At 42.9% G+C, this 13,844-nt stretch carries 11 protein-coding genes and 1 pseudogene; all 12 read left to right on the forward strand.

Going from position 1 to position 13,844, the window contains the following annotated elements:
* Window positions 1-162: 162 nt before the first annotated feature.
* Window positions 163-537, forward strand: a pseudogene (locus BGP75_RS17005) (transposase); the annotation flags it as partial.
* Window positions 538-854: 317 nt separating this feature from the next.
* The gene (locus BGP75_RS17010) at window positions 855-2,009 is read left to right on the forward strand and encodes a glycosyltransferase (RefSeq protein WP_076720077.1); all 1,155 of its coding nucleotides are present in this window, start codon (window positions 855-857) and stop codon (window positions 2,007-2,009) included.
* 23 nt (window positions 2,010-2,032) lie between these two features.
* The gene (locus tag BGP75_RS17015) at window positions 2,033-2,677 is read left to right on the forward strand and encodes a class I SAM-dependent methyltransferase (protein ID WP_076720078.1); all 645 of its coding nucleotides are present in this window, start codon (window positions 2,033-2,035) and stop codon (window positions 2,675-2,677) included.
* A 119-nt stretch (window positions 2,678-2,796) separates the two neighbouring features.
* Window positions 2,797-3,936: a glycosyltransferase family 4 protein gene (locus tag BGP75_RS17020; protein WP_076720079.1), complete on the forward strand. Its 1,140-nt coding sequence runs from the start codon at window positions 2,797-2,799 to the stop codon at window positions 3,934-3,936.
* Window positions 3,933-4,916 carry an SDR family oxidoreductase gene (locus BGP75_RS17025; protein WP_076720080.1) on the forward strand — a complete coding sequence of 328 codons (984 nt, stop codon included), beginning with the start codon at window positions 3,933-3,935 and terminating at the stop codon, window positions 4,914-4,916. Before BGP75_RS17020 ends, BGP75_RS17025 begins: the two co-directional genes overlap by 4 nt.
* Before the next feature lie 42 nt (window positions 4,917-4,958).
* Window positions 4,959-5,990: a glycosyltransferase family 4 protein gene (locus BGP75_RS17030; RefSeq protein ID WP_076720081.1), complete on the forward strand. Its 1,032-nt coding sequence runs from the start codon at window positions 4,959-4,961 to the stop codon at window positions 5,988-5,990.
* A gap of 129 nt (window positions 5,991-6,119) precedes the next feature.
* Window positions 6,120-7,448 (forward strand): UDP-glucose/GDP-mannose dehydrogenase family protein, encoded by a 1,329-nt coding sequence (locus BGP75_RS17035; protein ID WP_076720082.1) that lies wholly within the window; start codon window positions 6,120-6,122, stop codon window positions 7,446-7,448.
* An 85-nt stretch (window positions 7,449-7,533) separates the two neighbouring features.
* Window positions 7,534-9,498 carry a nucleoside-diphosphate sugar epimerase/dehydratase gene (locus BGP75_RS17040; protein ID WP_076720083.1) on the forward strand — a complete coding sequence of 655 codons (1,965 nt, stop codon included), beginning with the start codon at window positions 7,534-7,536 and terminating at the stop codon, window positions 9,496-9,498.
* A 21-nt stretch (window positions 9,499-9,519) separates the two neighbouring features.
* The gene (gene tviB, locus BGP75_RS17045; protein ID WP_076720084.1) at window positions 9,520-10,806 is read left to right on the forward strand and encodes a Vi polysaccharide biosynthesis UDP-N-acetylglucosamine C-6 dehydrogenase TviB; all 1,287 of its coding nucleotides are present in this window, start codon (window positions 9,520-9,522) and stop codon (window positions 10,804-10,806) included.
* Between the two features lie 154 nt (window positions 10,807-10,960).
* Complete coding sequence (locus BGP75_RS17050) at window positions 10,961-11,977, forward strand: NAD-dependent epimerase (RefSeq protein ID WP_076720085.1); 1,017 nt, start codon at window positions 10,961-10,963, stop codon at window positions 11,975-11,977.
* A 340-nt stretch (window positions 11,978-12,317) separates the two neighbouring features.
* Window positions 12,318-12,719, forward strand: coding sequence for an H-NS family nucleoid-associated regulatory protein (locus tag BGP75_RS17055; RefSeq protein WP_076720086.1), 402 nt, complete (start codon window positions 12,318-12,320; stop codon window positions 12,717-12,719).
* 218 nt (window positions 12,720-12,937) lie between these two features.
* The gene (gene rluB, locus BGP75_RS17060) at window positions 12,938-13,798 is read left to right on the forward strand and encodes a 23S rRNA pseudouridine(2605) synthase RluB (protein WP_076720087.1); all 861 of its coding nucleotides are present in this window, start codon (window positions 12,938-12,940) and stop codon (window positions 13,796-13,798) included.
* Window positions 13,799-13,844 lie beyond the last annotated feature (46 nt).

A 13,844-nucleotide genomic window follows, 5' to 3' on the forward strand; every position in this document is an offset into this window, starting at 1 on the left:
CAGTCACAAACTAAAACTGAAAGGAGAATCAATGAGAAAGACAATGAGTGAAGTTGCTGAACTTGATCAGTAAGGTTGCTACTATCCAGATTAACGCGTTACGGGATTAGGGTGATCAAATAGTTCCGGAATGGCTGATCAAGTTCTCCAGAATACGCAGTAGCCAATGAGCATGATCTGAACCAGGCCGAGCACCTTCTACATGGTGATGAAGCCTATGCCTTTGCCGATGCGGGCTATATCGGCGTCGAGAAACGGGATGCTTTCAAAGACAGTGAAACTCAATGGTATGTTGCAGAGCGGCCAGGTCGCATCAGAGCGCTGAAGAAGCGAACGGCCATCAACCAGATCAAGAAGGGTATAGAACAAACCAAAGTCAGTATCCGAGCAAAGGTCGAGCATCCGTTCCGGGTTATAAAGTGTCAGTTTGGTTTCACCAAAGCCCGTTATCGTGGGCTGGCTAAAAACGACTCTCAGCTTGCCATGCTGTTTGCACTATCGAATCTGTTTCAGTCGAGACATAAGCTTCTGGCTTAGGATAAATCTGTCTGCTGAGCGCAAAATGGGCTCAATGGGCAGTAAAAAAGCAAAAAAAAATGATGACTCGGAGTTAGTTCTGCGTGGAAACTAGAAGTCAGACGGTTTGAAGCTACTTGTTCAAACCGCTACAGTTTTTAATTTTTCTAATTGACAATAGGTTGAATTAGGCGTTTCGAAGTCGATACTGCATGCCTTACTTGTCGATGCTGTAGCATCTGTAGTTTAATTAGTATGACATGATTATTAGCCAAATGGGGCAACTTAATTGCTTTATATGAAACGTTGAAAGCCCCTATTTTTTGGATGTGAAATAAGTGTACCTGCCTAAGCCTATAAAAATCTGCCATGTCATTAGTAGCTTAAAGATAGGAGGTGCACAGTTATTACTAAAAAATTTGTGCGCCTCCCTTAAAACACCAGAATTTAAGCATGTTGTTGTTTGTTTGACAGGGGACACGAATCTCGCGCATAAATTTCGTAGCTATGGCGTTGAATTGTATTTTGTTGATATAATTGGTTTTTTTTCTTTGATTCAAGGCGTTATAAAACTCCGGGATATATTGGAGTTGGAGCAACCAGATGTCATTCATACATGGTTGTACCATGCTGATTTTTTGACAACGCTAGCAAGATATCGCTTACGGGCATGCCCCTTACTTTGGTCAGTTCATCATGCTAATGAGAAGTCTGAGGGAGATAAGTTGCTAACTAAATGGCTGGTGAAACTGCTGTCTTTGTTATCAAATAAGTTCCCGTCAAGAATCGTCTATTGTTCAGAGTATGCTAGGGCAGTTCATACTCGACTTGGATATTGTTCTGGGAAAAGTTTTGTCATAAATAATGGGATTGATACAACACGTTTTTGCTCGTCACTTTCGTTACGTGCACACTTTCGGCACCAGCAAGGCATAGGTCTTAGTACTGCTGTTGTTGGTATGGTTGCAAGGTATTCTCCGATAAAAGGTCATAAAGTTTTTCTTGATATGGCCCGTGTTTTACTGACAACGGAAACAGATATCAGATTTGTGATGATAGGTACAAATATCAGTGCAAGTAATCGTGAGCTAATTGGCATCATTGATAGTTTAGGATTGCGCGACTATTGCACTTTGTTGGAAGAACAATCGGATATTGAACGTGCTATGAATGGGTTTGATATTCTTGTATGCCCCTCGTACTCTGAATCATTTGGGTTAGTAGTAGTAGAGGCGCTTGCTTGTGAGGTACCTGTGGTGTGTTCTGATCTTGAAGTGCTCCGAGATATTGTGGGTCAGAGGTTTACAGCACCTGTTGGTAATTCACATTTGCTTGCAAGAAAGACATATGAGTTAGTTCGTGCAACACGAGCTGAAAGAAAAACTATCGGGTCTCAAGGTAGAAAGCAGGTGATAAAAAATTATGATGAGAATGTCATGTTAGAAAAGTACAGACGACTCTACCACGAACTTCTGCATGCTGGTGTTGGCTGAAGATGGCTGCTGAGATACTTTAAATGGCGACACTTAACCCTAGAAGTTTGTTTCGACAAGTATTTCCGACAGCACGTAGGTTATTGGTAGAAAGAGATGCTAAGCGTTGGTTTATTAATGATTACAAGCGAGTTCTAGTGATTGGTGCAGGACACGATCCTTATAGAGATTATTTTTTGAATACTGACTTTTACTTGGCACTCGATATTGTCGTTACTCCTGGTTCTACGGAAATAATAGCAGACGGTACTGCTCTACCATTTGAGGATTCGTCATTTGATTGTGTTGTTGCTTTGGAGGTAATGGAACACGTTAAAAACCCTATAAAGCTTATAGAAGAAGCGTATCGGGTTCTTTCTCCTGATGGTCATCTTCTTCTATCAGTTCCTTTTATCTTCCATCAACACGGGGACCCATCGGATTATTGGCGACCAACAGTTCAGGCATTAAAAATGGCAACGTCTAGGTTTGTATGTTCAGAAATATACCATCAAGGCAATCGGATTCACGCCATATCAGATCTGATTACGACAGCATTTTATCCTCGATCAGTATTCTGGCCGCTTCGCATTGTAAATCATTTGATCGTCCATCCTTTTTCCTGTTTATCTTCTAGGCAAAGCGGAGGCTCAGCCCCATCTGGTTTTTTTGTGGTGGCTAGTAAATAATAAATTTCAGCATGTTTTCGAGTTGGCAGAATTTTGTTTTGTCAGTTTTCTTAGGTTTTGATCAAGATGAGTATAGTCAGCTAATACATATTCTATGAGATATGCTGAGTGAGTAGTTTATGGACAAAAAAATTCTACTATTTGTTGTAAACGATCCCGGATTTTTTCTTTCCCATCGTTTACCTCTTGCAGTGGCTGCAAGAAATGATGGCTTCAATGTTCATGTTGCAACGATGGGTGGGATTGGGGCTGAATCGATTGAGAAATTGGGATACCCTCACCATGTGATCCCTCTTTCGCGGAGCGGCCTAAATCCTATAATTGAATTAATAGCCTTTTGGTCTATTTGGCGCCTTTTTCGACAGCTACGTCCACAATTGGTCCATCTCGTTACGATAAAGCCTGTAATTTATGGCGGAATTTCAGCGCGAATAGTGAAAATTCCAGGGGTCATTTCAGCTATTTCAGGTCTTGGTTTCCTATTTGTAAAAACAGGCAGCTTACGAAAGAGAGTGCTCCGTCATATGGTGCTGTTTTTGTATCGCTTGGCTATGGGGCATCCAAACCAGCGAGTGATTTTCCAAAACTCAAAGGATATGGAGGAACTAGTTGACGCTGGTTGTGTACTGAGAGATAAATCGGATTTGATTAGAGGCTCAGGTGTCGACCTGGAGGAATATTCAGCAAAGCCAGACCCTGTAGGTATACCGGTTATAGTAATGGCGTCAAGGCTATTAAAGAACAAAGGGGTTAATGAGTTTGTTGAAGCTGCTCGAATACTTCAGTCAGACGCTATCAAAGCACGTTTTCTGCTAGTAGGTGAACCCGATTCAGGTAATCCTGAAAGTACTAGTATTGAATCCATATGTGCTTTACAAAAGGAGGGAGCTGTTGAGTGCCTTGGTTATCGAACAGATATATCGGAGCTTTTTTCAAAAGCCCATATAGTTGCGTTGCCCTCTTATTATGGTGAAGGATTGCCTAAAGTTCTTGTCGAGGCAGCTGCCTGTGGGCGAGCGGTTGTTACCACAGACCATCCAGGCTGTCGTGATGCAATAGACCCCAATGTGACAGGGCTGTTGGTTCCTGTGCGTGATGCTGACGCGCTAGCTTCAGCAATACAGCGGCTAATCGAAGATGCCGAGTTACGTCAACGTATGGGAATAGAGGGAAGGCGGTTAGCTGAAAAAGAGTATTCAATTGAGAAAATCGTGCAAGCTCACTTAAAAATTTATCAAACGCTGGAAGAGCAGGAATGAGCAAACAAGATCATATTTGTTTGCTGTTGACTGGCTCAACTGGGTTTTTGGGTATGGCATTGACTAGACGTTTACTTGGTGACTTGCAATATTCACTGGTAGTGACGAGTCGTTTTGATGTTTCAGGATGGCCGTTAGACGTAGTGCCTGTGAGTATGGGAAGTTTAGAGGAAACGAACAAAGACTGGATGAAGGTTCTAACTGGCATCGAAGTGATTATCCACACCGCTGCCCGTGTGCACGTCATGAATGACTCTGTTTTCAGTCCATTAGATGAGTTTCGCCGTGTCAACGTCGAAGGTACTCTAAATCTAGCGCGACAGGCAGCCGCTTCAGACGTAAAAAGGTTCATATTCATCAGTTCTGTTAAAGTAAATGGAGAAAGTACATCACCTAGCCGTCCTTTCACAGAACAAGATATTCCTTTACCTGTTGATCCTTACGGAATTTCAAAATTAGAAGCTGAGGAGGGCTTGCGATCTCTAGCAAAAGAGACTGGGATGGAAGTTGTCATTATTCGGCCACCATTGGTATATGGTCCTGGTGTTAAAGCTAACTTTAAAAGAATGATGCAGTGGGTGGATAGTGGTATACCACTGCCGTTAGGTGCTATTCGTAACAAACGTAGTTTAGTAGCGCTAGATAATTTGATTGACTTTATTATTACTTGCATTGAACATCCAGATGCTGCAGATCAGACGTTTCTAGTTGGAGATGGAGAGGATCTTTCTACCACCGCACTCTTACATCGAGTTGGAAGAGCTTTGGATAAACCAGCGCACTTGATTCCGGTACCTCCAAAGATATTGAATTTTGGCCTGTCTCTTATTGGTAAACAAGCTATATCAAAACGGTTATGTGAATCTTTACAGGTGGATATATCCAAAGCACGTGAAGTATTAAATTGGGAACCGCCAGTCAGTATTGACACCGCATTGCGTATGACGGCTGAGTATTATTCAAAAAATAAGCGTAAGTGAATTTATATATATGGCCGATAGTACACCAGAGAGATGAGGTTAATGAATTATTGGTCATTGTGTATAGTTTGTGGAGCGTTTTCTTGGTTTCTAACCGGTCTGTTGCATCGCTATGCCTTAGCCAAAAATTTGCTGGATGTCCCTAATGACCGCAGCTCACACTCGGTACCCACTCCCCGTGGAGGTGGAATTGCGATAGTTTTAACTTTTATAGTGGGATGTGGTGTTTTAGTTGTTCAAGAGGGGGCTTCATATCGCGAAATCTTTGGATTGGTTGGTGCAGGTGGTATAGCCGCTTTAATAGGTTTTATCGACGATCACCGTCATATAGCTGCTCGTTGGCGGTTGATAATACACTTTTTTGCGGCTGGTTGGGGACTTTATTGGTTAGGAGGTATGCCTCCTCTGATGTTGTTCGATATTGCTTTTGACTTAGGTTGGATAGGACATTTATTGACGGCGGTTTATCTCGTTTGGTTACTGAATCTTTATAATTTTATGGATGGTATTGATGGTCTTGCTGGAATTGAAGCGATTACCAGTGGTTTTGGAGCAGGGGTTGTTTGCTGGTTGGTGCTATCTGATCCGCTATCTTTAGCTGTATTCCTTCCATTCTTATTAGTTGCTTCCGTTATTGGATTTCTTTTTTGGAATTTCCCGCCTGCAAAGATATTCATGGGCGATGGTGGTAGTGGTTTTCTAGGGTTGGTTTTCGGGTTGTTATCGTTGCAGGCTGCGTGGGCAGCACCAAAATTATTTTGGTGCTGGATTATATTGTTGGGTGTTTTTTTGGTGGATTCGACTGTTACTTTAATTCGCCGATTACTACATGGAGATAAGGTGTATGAAGCTCATTGTTGCCACGGGTACCAGTACGCTTCCCGTAAGCTAGGTGGACATAAAGTAATTTCCGTTTCTGTTGGGCTTATCAATATTTTCTGGCTGACCCCAATAGCATCGCTCGTTGCCTTGGACTGGTTAAATGCACTGCTCGGTTTAATTCTTGCCTATGTTCCTCTGTTTTGGTTAGCGGCTCATTTTAAATCGGGAGCTGCTCATTTGCAGGAGGTTTGACGAGTTTTGTTCTGCAGCTGCTAAAGTTTCAGCAAAATTGAGATTTATAAAGAATATGCAGAAGGTCGGCAAGTTATTATTTTCCCATTGCAGTAGAATCCTGCTGTTGATCAAAAGAGTAGTCACCTTATGAAAGTTTCAATTTTCGGCACAGGGTATGTTGGATTGGTTACTGGTGCCTGCCTGGCTGAGTCTGGTCGCCATGTTTGCTGTGTAGATATTGATGAAAGAAAAATTGACGCTTTGACATTAGGCGATATTCCGATTTATGAGCCAGGTCTAAAGAATTACGTCCAAGAGGGGATCGGTTCGGGTCGATTGGTTTTTACAAATGATGCTCGCTCAGCCATTAAGGACAGTGATGTTATTTTTATTGCTGTCGGAACCCCCCCCGACGAAGATGGGTCTGCAGACCTTAAGCATGTTCTGGATGTTGCCAGGACCGTTGGGCGTCTGATGGACGATTCAAAAACAATCGTTACCAAGTCTACCGTGCCTGTTGGTACTGCTGATAAGGTTCGTATTGTCATGGAACAAGAATTAGAAAAACGCTCAGCTGATATTAGTTTTTTTGTAGCCTCCAATCCGGAGTTTCTAAAGGAAGGGAATGCAGTTGGCGATTTTATGAAACCGGACAGGATTATTGTTGGTACGGACTCGGAGGTCGTTCGTGAGCAAATGCGTGAGCTTTATGCTCCTTTTAATAGGATGCGCGACAAGCTCATTTTTATGGACATTCGTTCTGCTGAACTGACTAAATACGCAGCAAATGCCATGCTGGCTACTAAAATTAGTTTTATGAATGAGATTGCGAATCTGGCAGAGCGTTTAGGGGCTGATATTGAAAGTGTCAGAAACGGCATAGGCTCAGATCCTAGAATTGGCTATCATTTTATCTATCCTGGTTGTGGTTATGGCGGTTCTTGCTTTCCTAAAGACGTCAACGCTTTAGAGAGGACTGCTTACCAACACGGATATAAGGCTGAGCTGTTGACTGCAGTAGAGTCCATTAATAAGCGTCAGAAAGAAGTGCTATACCAAAAAATTTCCAGTTATTTTAATGGCAAGCTGGAGGGAAAGTGCATAGCGATTTGGGGGTTGGCATTTAAACCTAATACCGATGACATGCGAGAGGCTCCCAGCCGTACTTTGATGGAAGCGCTTTGGCAGAAAGGAGCTCGTGTGCGTGCATATGACCCGGAAGCTCTAGAGGAAGCTCGTCGTATTTACGGAGAACGCAGTGATCTTGAGTTAGTTGATAATCAGGAACAGGCGCTGGAAGGAGCGGATGCTTTGGCGATCTGTACCGAGTGGAAAAGTTTTTGGGCTCCGGATTTTCAATCTGTTAAGGGGCTTTTAAACTCAGCTGTCATTTTTGACGGGCGAAATCTGTATGACCCTCAGCTTCTTAAAGACTTGGGATTTGATTACTACGGCATAGGGCGAGGAGATGGTTAGGTTGATGGATCTAATTACTGACTTTTTCCGCTGGCGAGATAAATCTCATGGCCGTCACAGCTTAAATCTAGGGTTTTAGGCTTATATGCTGAGTCATATTTTGAGGCTTGACAGACTCTACAAGGCAGCGCTGGTTGCTTTGATGGATTCTTGTCTGGTTATTATTTCGCTTTGGGTAGCATATTCACTTCGGCTTGGTGAGTTGTATGTTCCTGCGGGTAGTCAATGGTTATTATTTGCAGTTGCCCCTGTTATTGCTGTGCCTGTCTTTGTCAGGATGGGGCTCTACCGAGCAGTAATTCGTTACATTGGTCATCGGGCCATGCTGACGATAGCTTATGCAAATGCGGTGTTGGCGTTGTTATGGTCACTGCTGCCTTTTTATCTGCCGAACTATGTTGATATTCAACTTTTTTCACCTCGTTCCTTGCCGTTTATCTTTTGGATGGTGCTTTGTATTACTGTTGGAGGCAGCCGTCAGGTTGCACGTTGGTTTATCTCTGATCTTTTTCGTTCGTCCCAGGGAAAATACATTCTGATATACGGTGCAGGAGAGGCCGGTGTTCAGTTGGCAAGTTCGTTAAGTCACAGTCATAGCCTGAGGTTGTTGGGATTTATTGATGATGATCAGAAGTTACATGGTCATCAGGTTGCCGGGCTCCAGGTTTATGGGGGGCAGTCAGCAATAGCTGGATTAAAGGATAGTTGTGGTTCTCTTGAGGTGCTCTTAGCTATGCCTAGTGCCAGCCGGGAGGACCGTAGACGAATAGTTGATGGTCTGGAGAGATTTGAAGTCGCTGTGCGAACAATGCCTTCTTTAGATGATATTGCGCTTGGGCGAGCGGACTTAACAGAATTGTACGATGTGGGTATGGCAGAACTTCTTGGCAGAGAGGAGGTGACACCTGATGCGAGTTTGCTTAGTCGATGTGTTTCAGATCGGCATGTGCTCGTTAGCGGTGCTGGCGGGACTATCGGTTCTGAGCTTTGCCGACAAATATTATTGTTAAAACCGACCCGCTTGATTTTGCTCGAGCATTCAGAATTCCTGTTGTATCGAATAGAAGATGAACTGCAAAAGAGAGTGCATGGTTACAATCTGGCAGTTGAAGTTATTGCGGTATTGGGGACAGTATTGGATAGGGGATTGGTTGCAAAGCTACTGAGAACCTACAATGTTACCACCGTCTATCACGCTGCTGCTTATAAACATGTTCCGATAGTTGAACACAATATTCTGGCTGGGGTGAGGAATAATGTTATTGGAACATACAACATGGCGATGGAAGCTCTCAATGAGGGAGTGGAAAACTTTGTCCTTGTATCAACTGATAAAGCGGTCAGGCCAACAAATACAATGGGTGCAAGCAAGCGGCTTGCTGAAATGGTATTGCAGGGGTTGCACGATAAACAACAGAAAAAAAATGTATCAACAGCATCAATAAAATCTGACCAGCAAACTTGTTTTTCAATGGTTCGATTTGGTAACGTGCTGGGCTCATCTGGATCGGTTATCCCCCTTTTTAAAGATCAAATTGCGCAAGGTGGGCCGGTTACTGTCACCCATCCTGATATCACTCGATACTTTATGACTATTCCAGAGGCGGCTTTGTTGGTTATCCAGGCAGGCTCCATGGGAGAAGGGGGGGATTTGTTTGTTCTTGATATGGGTGAGCCTGTTAAAATTGCTGAATTAGCAGCGAGGATGATACGGTTGTCTGGTTATCAGGTTGGTAACAATGAAGGTAACGGTATTGCCATCGAGTATACTGGTTTGCGTCATGGTGAAAAGCTGTTTGAAGAGTTGTTAATCGGAGATAATGTCCGAGGTACTCAGCATCCCTTAATTATGGTTGCTGATGAAAAAGGACCTGAGTGCCAGGATATCGGTCAATTGGTTTCAACCCTTGATGGATATTTGAAACTACAGGATGTAGAAAAGGTCAGGCAGTTTTTATTGGACCAGGTGAGTGGTTATTTACCTCAATGTGGTATTGAGGATACTCTGTGGCTGGAGACGAAACGGCTAGAGACGAAACAACATAATTAAATGAACGAAGGAAGAGAGTGAATGGAGCGTTCGGATCGATTTAATGAACTGAAATTGGCAGTGATTGGGCTTGGTTATGTCGGGCTTCCATTAGCGGTTTCTTTCGGGAAAAAATTTGAAACAGTAGGATTCGATATAAAAGCTGAGCGAGTTGATGAGTTGCTGGCTGGCCGGGATTCTACATTGGAAGTTAGCGCAGAAGAACTGCGACAGACAAAGCACTTGAGTTTTAGTTCTGAAGCAAACGATTTAGCGGACTGCCGCGTTTATATTGTTACGGTACCAACACCTATTGATGAATATAATCAGCCTGACCTTACCCCGCTGAGGCGGGCTTCAGAGCTTATAGGAAGGGTGTTATCTGATGGTGATACCGTGATCTATGAGTCCACAGTATATCCAGGGGCGACAGAAGAGGTTTGTGTGCCTATTCTGGAGCAGGTATCTGGACTGAGTTTTAATAAAGAATTTTATGTCGGCTATAGCCCCGAACGGATTAATCCGGGTGACAAACAGCACCGTTTAGAGACCATCTTGAAAGTTACCTCGGGGTCGACACCGGAAGTAGCTGATTTTGTTGATAGGTTGTATGGATCAATTATTACTGCAGGTACTCATAAAGCAGCTTCCATTAAAGTGGCTGAGGCAGCGAAGGTGATAGAAAACACTCAACGCGATCTAAATATAGCGTTGATCAATGAGCTTGCGATTATTTTCGATAGGCTGGAGATTGATACCGGAGAAGTACTGAAAGCAGCCGGTACCAAATGGAACTTTTTGCCTTTCCGACCGGGTCTTGTTGGCGGTCATTGCATTAGTATTGATCCCTATTATTTAACTCATAAAGCTCAGGCAATTGGATACCACCCAGAAATAATTCTAGCGGGTCGGCGATTAAATGACGGTATGGGAGCATTTGTTGTCTCTAAGGTTATCAAATTGATGACTCAGCGGAAGATACAAGTAGTGGATAGTCGAGTACTGATTTTAGGGCTTACCTTTAAAGAGAACTGCCCAGATCTTCGTAATACTCGAGTCGTTGATATGATTCAGGAGTTATCTGAATATAATGCACAGATTGATGTTTATGACCCTTGGGCCGATAAGGCCGAGGCGCAAAAAGAATATGGAATCACCTTGTTGGAAGAACCCAAAGAAGGCACCTATGATGCGATAATTCTTGCTGTGGGTCATGATCAGTTTGCGAAAATGTCAGCTGAAGATATTCGTTCTCTCGGTAAAAGCAATCATATTGTATATGATATTAAGCACCTGCTGCCAGCATCTGAAGTAGATGCCCGTTTATAAACAGTCAAAGTATATAATGGTTAGGTTGTATAAGGGTTAAGCCCCGCTCTTTATTTAACAATTCTGCTCTTAAGTACAGTGTAGGCTCGATTCCTCGTATGGAAACGACTATTGATAATGATGAGAACGACACAACTAGTTTGAAGGATATAGCATGAAAGTATTAGTTACTGGAGCTGCAGGATTTATTGGTTCTCATGTTTGCCAAGTGTTGCTTGCGCGAGGGGATACAGTTGTCGGTCTTGATAACATCAATGATTATTATGATGTTTCACTAAAGCATGCGCGGCTGGAACGTCTATATAATCATAAAGTTAGTGAAAATTTTAACTTTGTAAAGATTGACTTGGCAGATCAAGCGGCCATGGATAATCTGTTTGTGACTGAGCAGTTTGATCGAGTTGTTCACTTGGCAGCTCAGGCTGGTGTTCGTTATAGTATCGAAAATCCTAGGGCGTACATTGATAGTAATATAGTTGGCTATCTGAATGTTCTTGAGGGATGTCGTCATAATAACGTTGAGCATTTGGTTTATGCCTCTTCAAGCTCTGTTTATGGGGCCAATGAAACCATGCCCTTTTCTGAGCATGATAATATCGACCACCCGTTATCTCTATATGCAGCCTCAAAAAAATCAAATGAGCTGATGGCTCATACATACAGTCATCTGTATGGATTACCTACCACAGGATTACGTTTTTTTACGGTCTATGGTCCTTGGGGACGGCCAGACATGGCGCTGTTCCTGTTTACCAAAGCAATTCTGGCAGGTGATTCAATAGATGTATTTAATTATGGAAAGCACCGTAGAGACTTTACTTATATTGATGATATTGTTGAAGGAATCATTCGTACTCTAGACCGCCCAGCAGAACCTAATGATCAATGGAGCGGTTTGACACCAAATCCCGCAACAAGCAAAGCTCCATGGCGTGTCTTTAATATAGGTAATCAGCAGCCAGTTGAGTTAATGACTTATATCCAGTTATTGGAAACGCACTTAGGTAAAACAGCTGAGAAAAACCTGCTGCCTCTGCAGCCTGGTGATGTGCCTGATACCTATGCGAACGTTGAATCTTTGGTTGAATGGACAGGCTATAAACCGAGTGTTCCAGTGGAAGAGGGAATTCGTAGGTTTGTTGCCTGGTATGAAGAATATTATGGCGTATAGCTGACTTCTTATTGCTTTCTTTAAGTTAATTAGCGGTTAGTTTGTGTGACAGAGATCGTTGCTCGCTTCTGTATAGAAGGGTGTTTGTTTTTAAGGCGGTTACCCTTCAGTATTGAAAGGGATGACTAAGCTGATTAGTGGTCCCTTTGTCGAATTAGATTCTAAGTATTTTAGATTAGTTGTTACTTAGGTTTGAGTCTTTAAACTAATTCATTTGGTACTCATTTTCGACTATAGTTATTTGAAAATGCATAAAATAATATTATTTATTTGCCTTTAATTGTATTTCGCAGTATTTTTGCCATACTCAAATTAAAGTACCTTCTACTGGGGTTGAATAATGTCTGACGTTCTCAATGTTCTTACACGTAAAACGTCGCTCCGCAAAGCCTGTCGAGAAATCTCGCTTGCGGATATGGAAAAGCTATCTGAAAATCTCTTCGAAATGATCGAGGAGCGTAAAGCAGAAGAAGCTGAGCGTCTTGAGGAGCAGAAGGAAAAGCTCGAAAAACTTGAATCTCTGAAAAGACAAATCGTCGAATCAGGAATTGAGCTTTCTGATTTGGTTGATTCTCTGGAAGGCAGTCTTACGCCTAAGAAAAAAGGCACGGTCAAGCCTAAATATGAAATTCAGGACGCTGACGGTAATGTGCATCAGTGGACTGGACGCGGTCGTACGCCGAAGTTATTTCAGCAGTTCTTTGATCAAGGCGGAAGCAAAGAAGACTGTCTAATCAAGTAGGCTTAGCTTTGATAAGTTTGTTTTGAATAGTCAAAAGGTGCGAGTGTCGCACCTTTTTTTTGTCTATTTCATACTGCTCCCGGGGTTTTTTTTCAAGATTGCTCCATAGGCTGGTATCATCTTGGTTATATCTGGCGGGATTGTTCTTAGAGTTTTCGCATCATTATTTTGAACATCATGTGGCCGCTGTATCTCTATATTCGCTTTTGGTAAATGCAATGACTGATGAAAAGCTTCAAAAAGTACTCGCACGCTCTGGTCTTGGCTCTCGAAGAGAAATGGAGCGTTGGATCATGGAGGGGCGAGTTTTTGTCAATGACGAGAAGGCTTCTCTGGGTGATCGCATTAAGCTTTCTGATCAGGTCAGAGTAGACAATAAGCTTATTGATATAGAAAAGCAGAAGGAGCAGGGGCCCCGAGTTATTTTGTATAACAAGCCTGTGGGAGAAGTTTGTTCTCGAAAAGATCCGGAAGGTCGTCCAACAGTATTCGAAAAACTTCCGAAATTGAGCGGTGGGCGATGGGTTTCAGTAGGGCGCTTAGATATTAATACCAGTGGACTTTTGTTGTTTACTAATGATGGAGAGCTTGCAAACCGATTGATGCACCCGTCAACAGGTGTTGATCGTGAGTATGCTGTGCGGGTTCATGGCGAAGTGACGGATGATATTCTGGAAAAGCTTAAAAAGGGGGTGTTGCTTGAAGATGGAATGGCAAAGTTCTCAGATGTTCAGCATTTCGATGGTAGCGGACGCAATCAGTGGTTTCATGTTGTTCTGATGGAAGGACGTAATCGAGAAGTTCGTCGTTTATGGGAATCTCAGGAACTGGAAGTCAGCCGTTTGAAGCGAGTTCGTTATGGTTGTATTTTTATGCCCAAATCAGTATCGGCTGGGCAGTGGGTGGAGTTATCGCAAAAAGAACTGAATGATTTAACCGATCTTGCAGGTTTGCCACGTCAAAAAATTAAATCAAAAACCCCTAAGCAACTTGCCTCGGATAAGAGAGTCCAGCGTCGTGCGAAGCCTATCGCAGGTAAGCAGGTGGGGAGACGTGGATCGCGCGGTCCGTCGTCTTGATCGCATTCCTGCTTTAGTGTTTAGTAGTATTATTTGTATCTGTAAA

It is taken from the genome of Motiliproteus sp. MSK22-1 (genome assembly GCF_001968815.1).
Lineage (GTDB): Bacteria > Pseudomonadota > Gammaproteobacteria > Pseudomonadales > Balneatricaceae > Motiliproteus.

What these genes read in the sequence shown, in the direction of transcription:
- BGP75_RS17015 (WP_076720078.1), top strand. Translation starts at nt 2,033, where the DNA reads ATGGCGACACTTAACCCTAGAAGTTTGTTTCGACAAGTATTTCCGACA.
- BGP75_RS17020 (WP_076720079.1), top strand. Translation starts at nt 2,797, where the DNA reads ATGGACAAAAAAATTCTACTATTTGTTGTAAACGATCCCGGATTTTTT.
- BGP75_RS17025 (WP_076720080.1), top strand. Translation starts at nt 3,933, where the DNA reads ATGAGCAAACAAGATCATATTTGTTTGCTGTTGACTGGCTCAACTGGG.
- BGP75_RS17030 (WP_076720081.1), top strand. Translation starts at nt 4,959, where the DNA reads ATGAATTATTGGTCATTGTGTATAGTTTGTGGAGCGTTTTCTTGGTTT.
- BGP75_RS17035 (WP_076720082.1), top strand. Translation starts at nt 6,120, where the DNA reads ATGAAAGTTTCAATTTTCGGCACAGGGTATGTTGGATTGGTTACTGGT.
- BGP75_RS17040 (WP_076720083.1), top strand. Translation starts at nt 7,534, where the DNA reads ATGCTGAGTCATATTTTGAGGCTTGACAGACTCTACAAGGCAGCGCTG.
- tviB (WP_076720084.1), top strand. Translation starts at nt 9,520, where the DNA reads ATGGAGCGTTCGGATCGATTTAATGAACTGAAATTGGCAGTGATTGGG.
- BGP75_RS17050 (WP_076720085.1), top strand. Translation starts at nt 10,961, where the DNA reads ATGAAAGTATTAGTTACTGGAGCTGCAGGATTTATTGGTTCTCATGTT.
- BGP75_RS17055 (WP_076720086.1), top strand. Translation starts at nt 12,318, where the DNA reads ATGTCTGACGTTCTCAATGTTCTTACACGTAAAACGTCGCTCCGCAAA.
- rluB (WP_076720087.1), top strand. Translation starts at nt 12,938, where the DNA reads ATGACTGATGAAAAGCTTCAAAAAGTACTCGCACGCTCTGGTCTTGGC.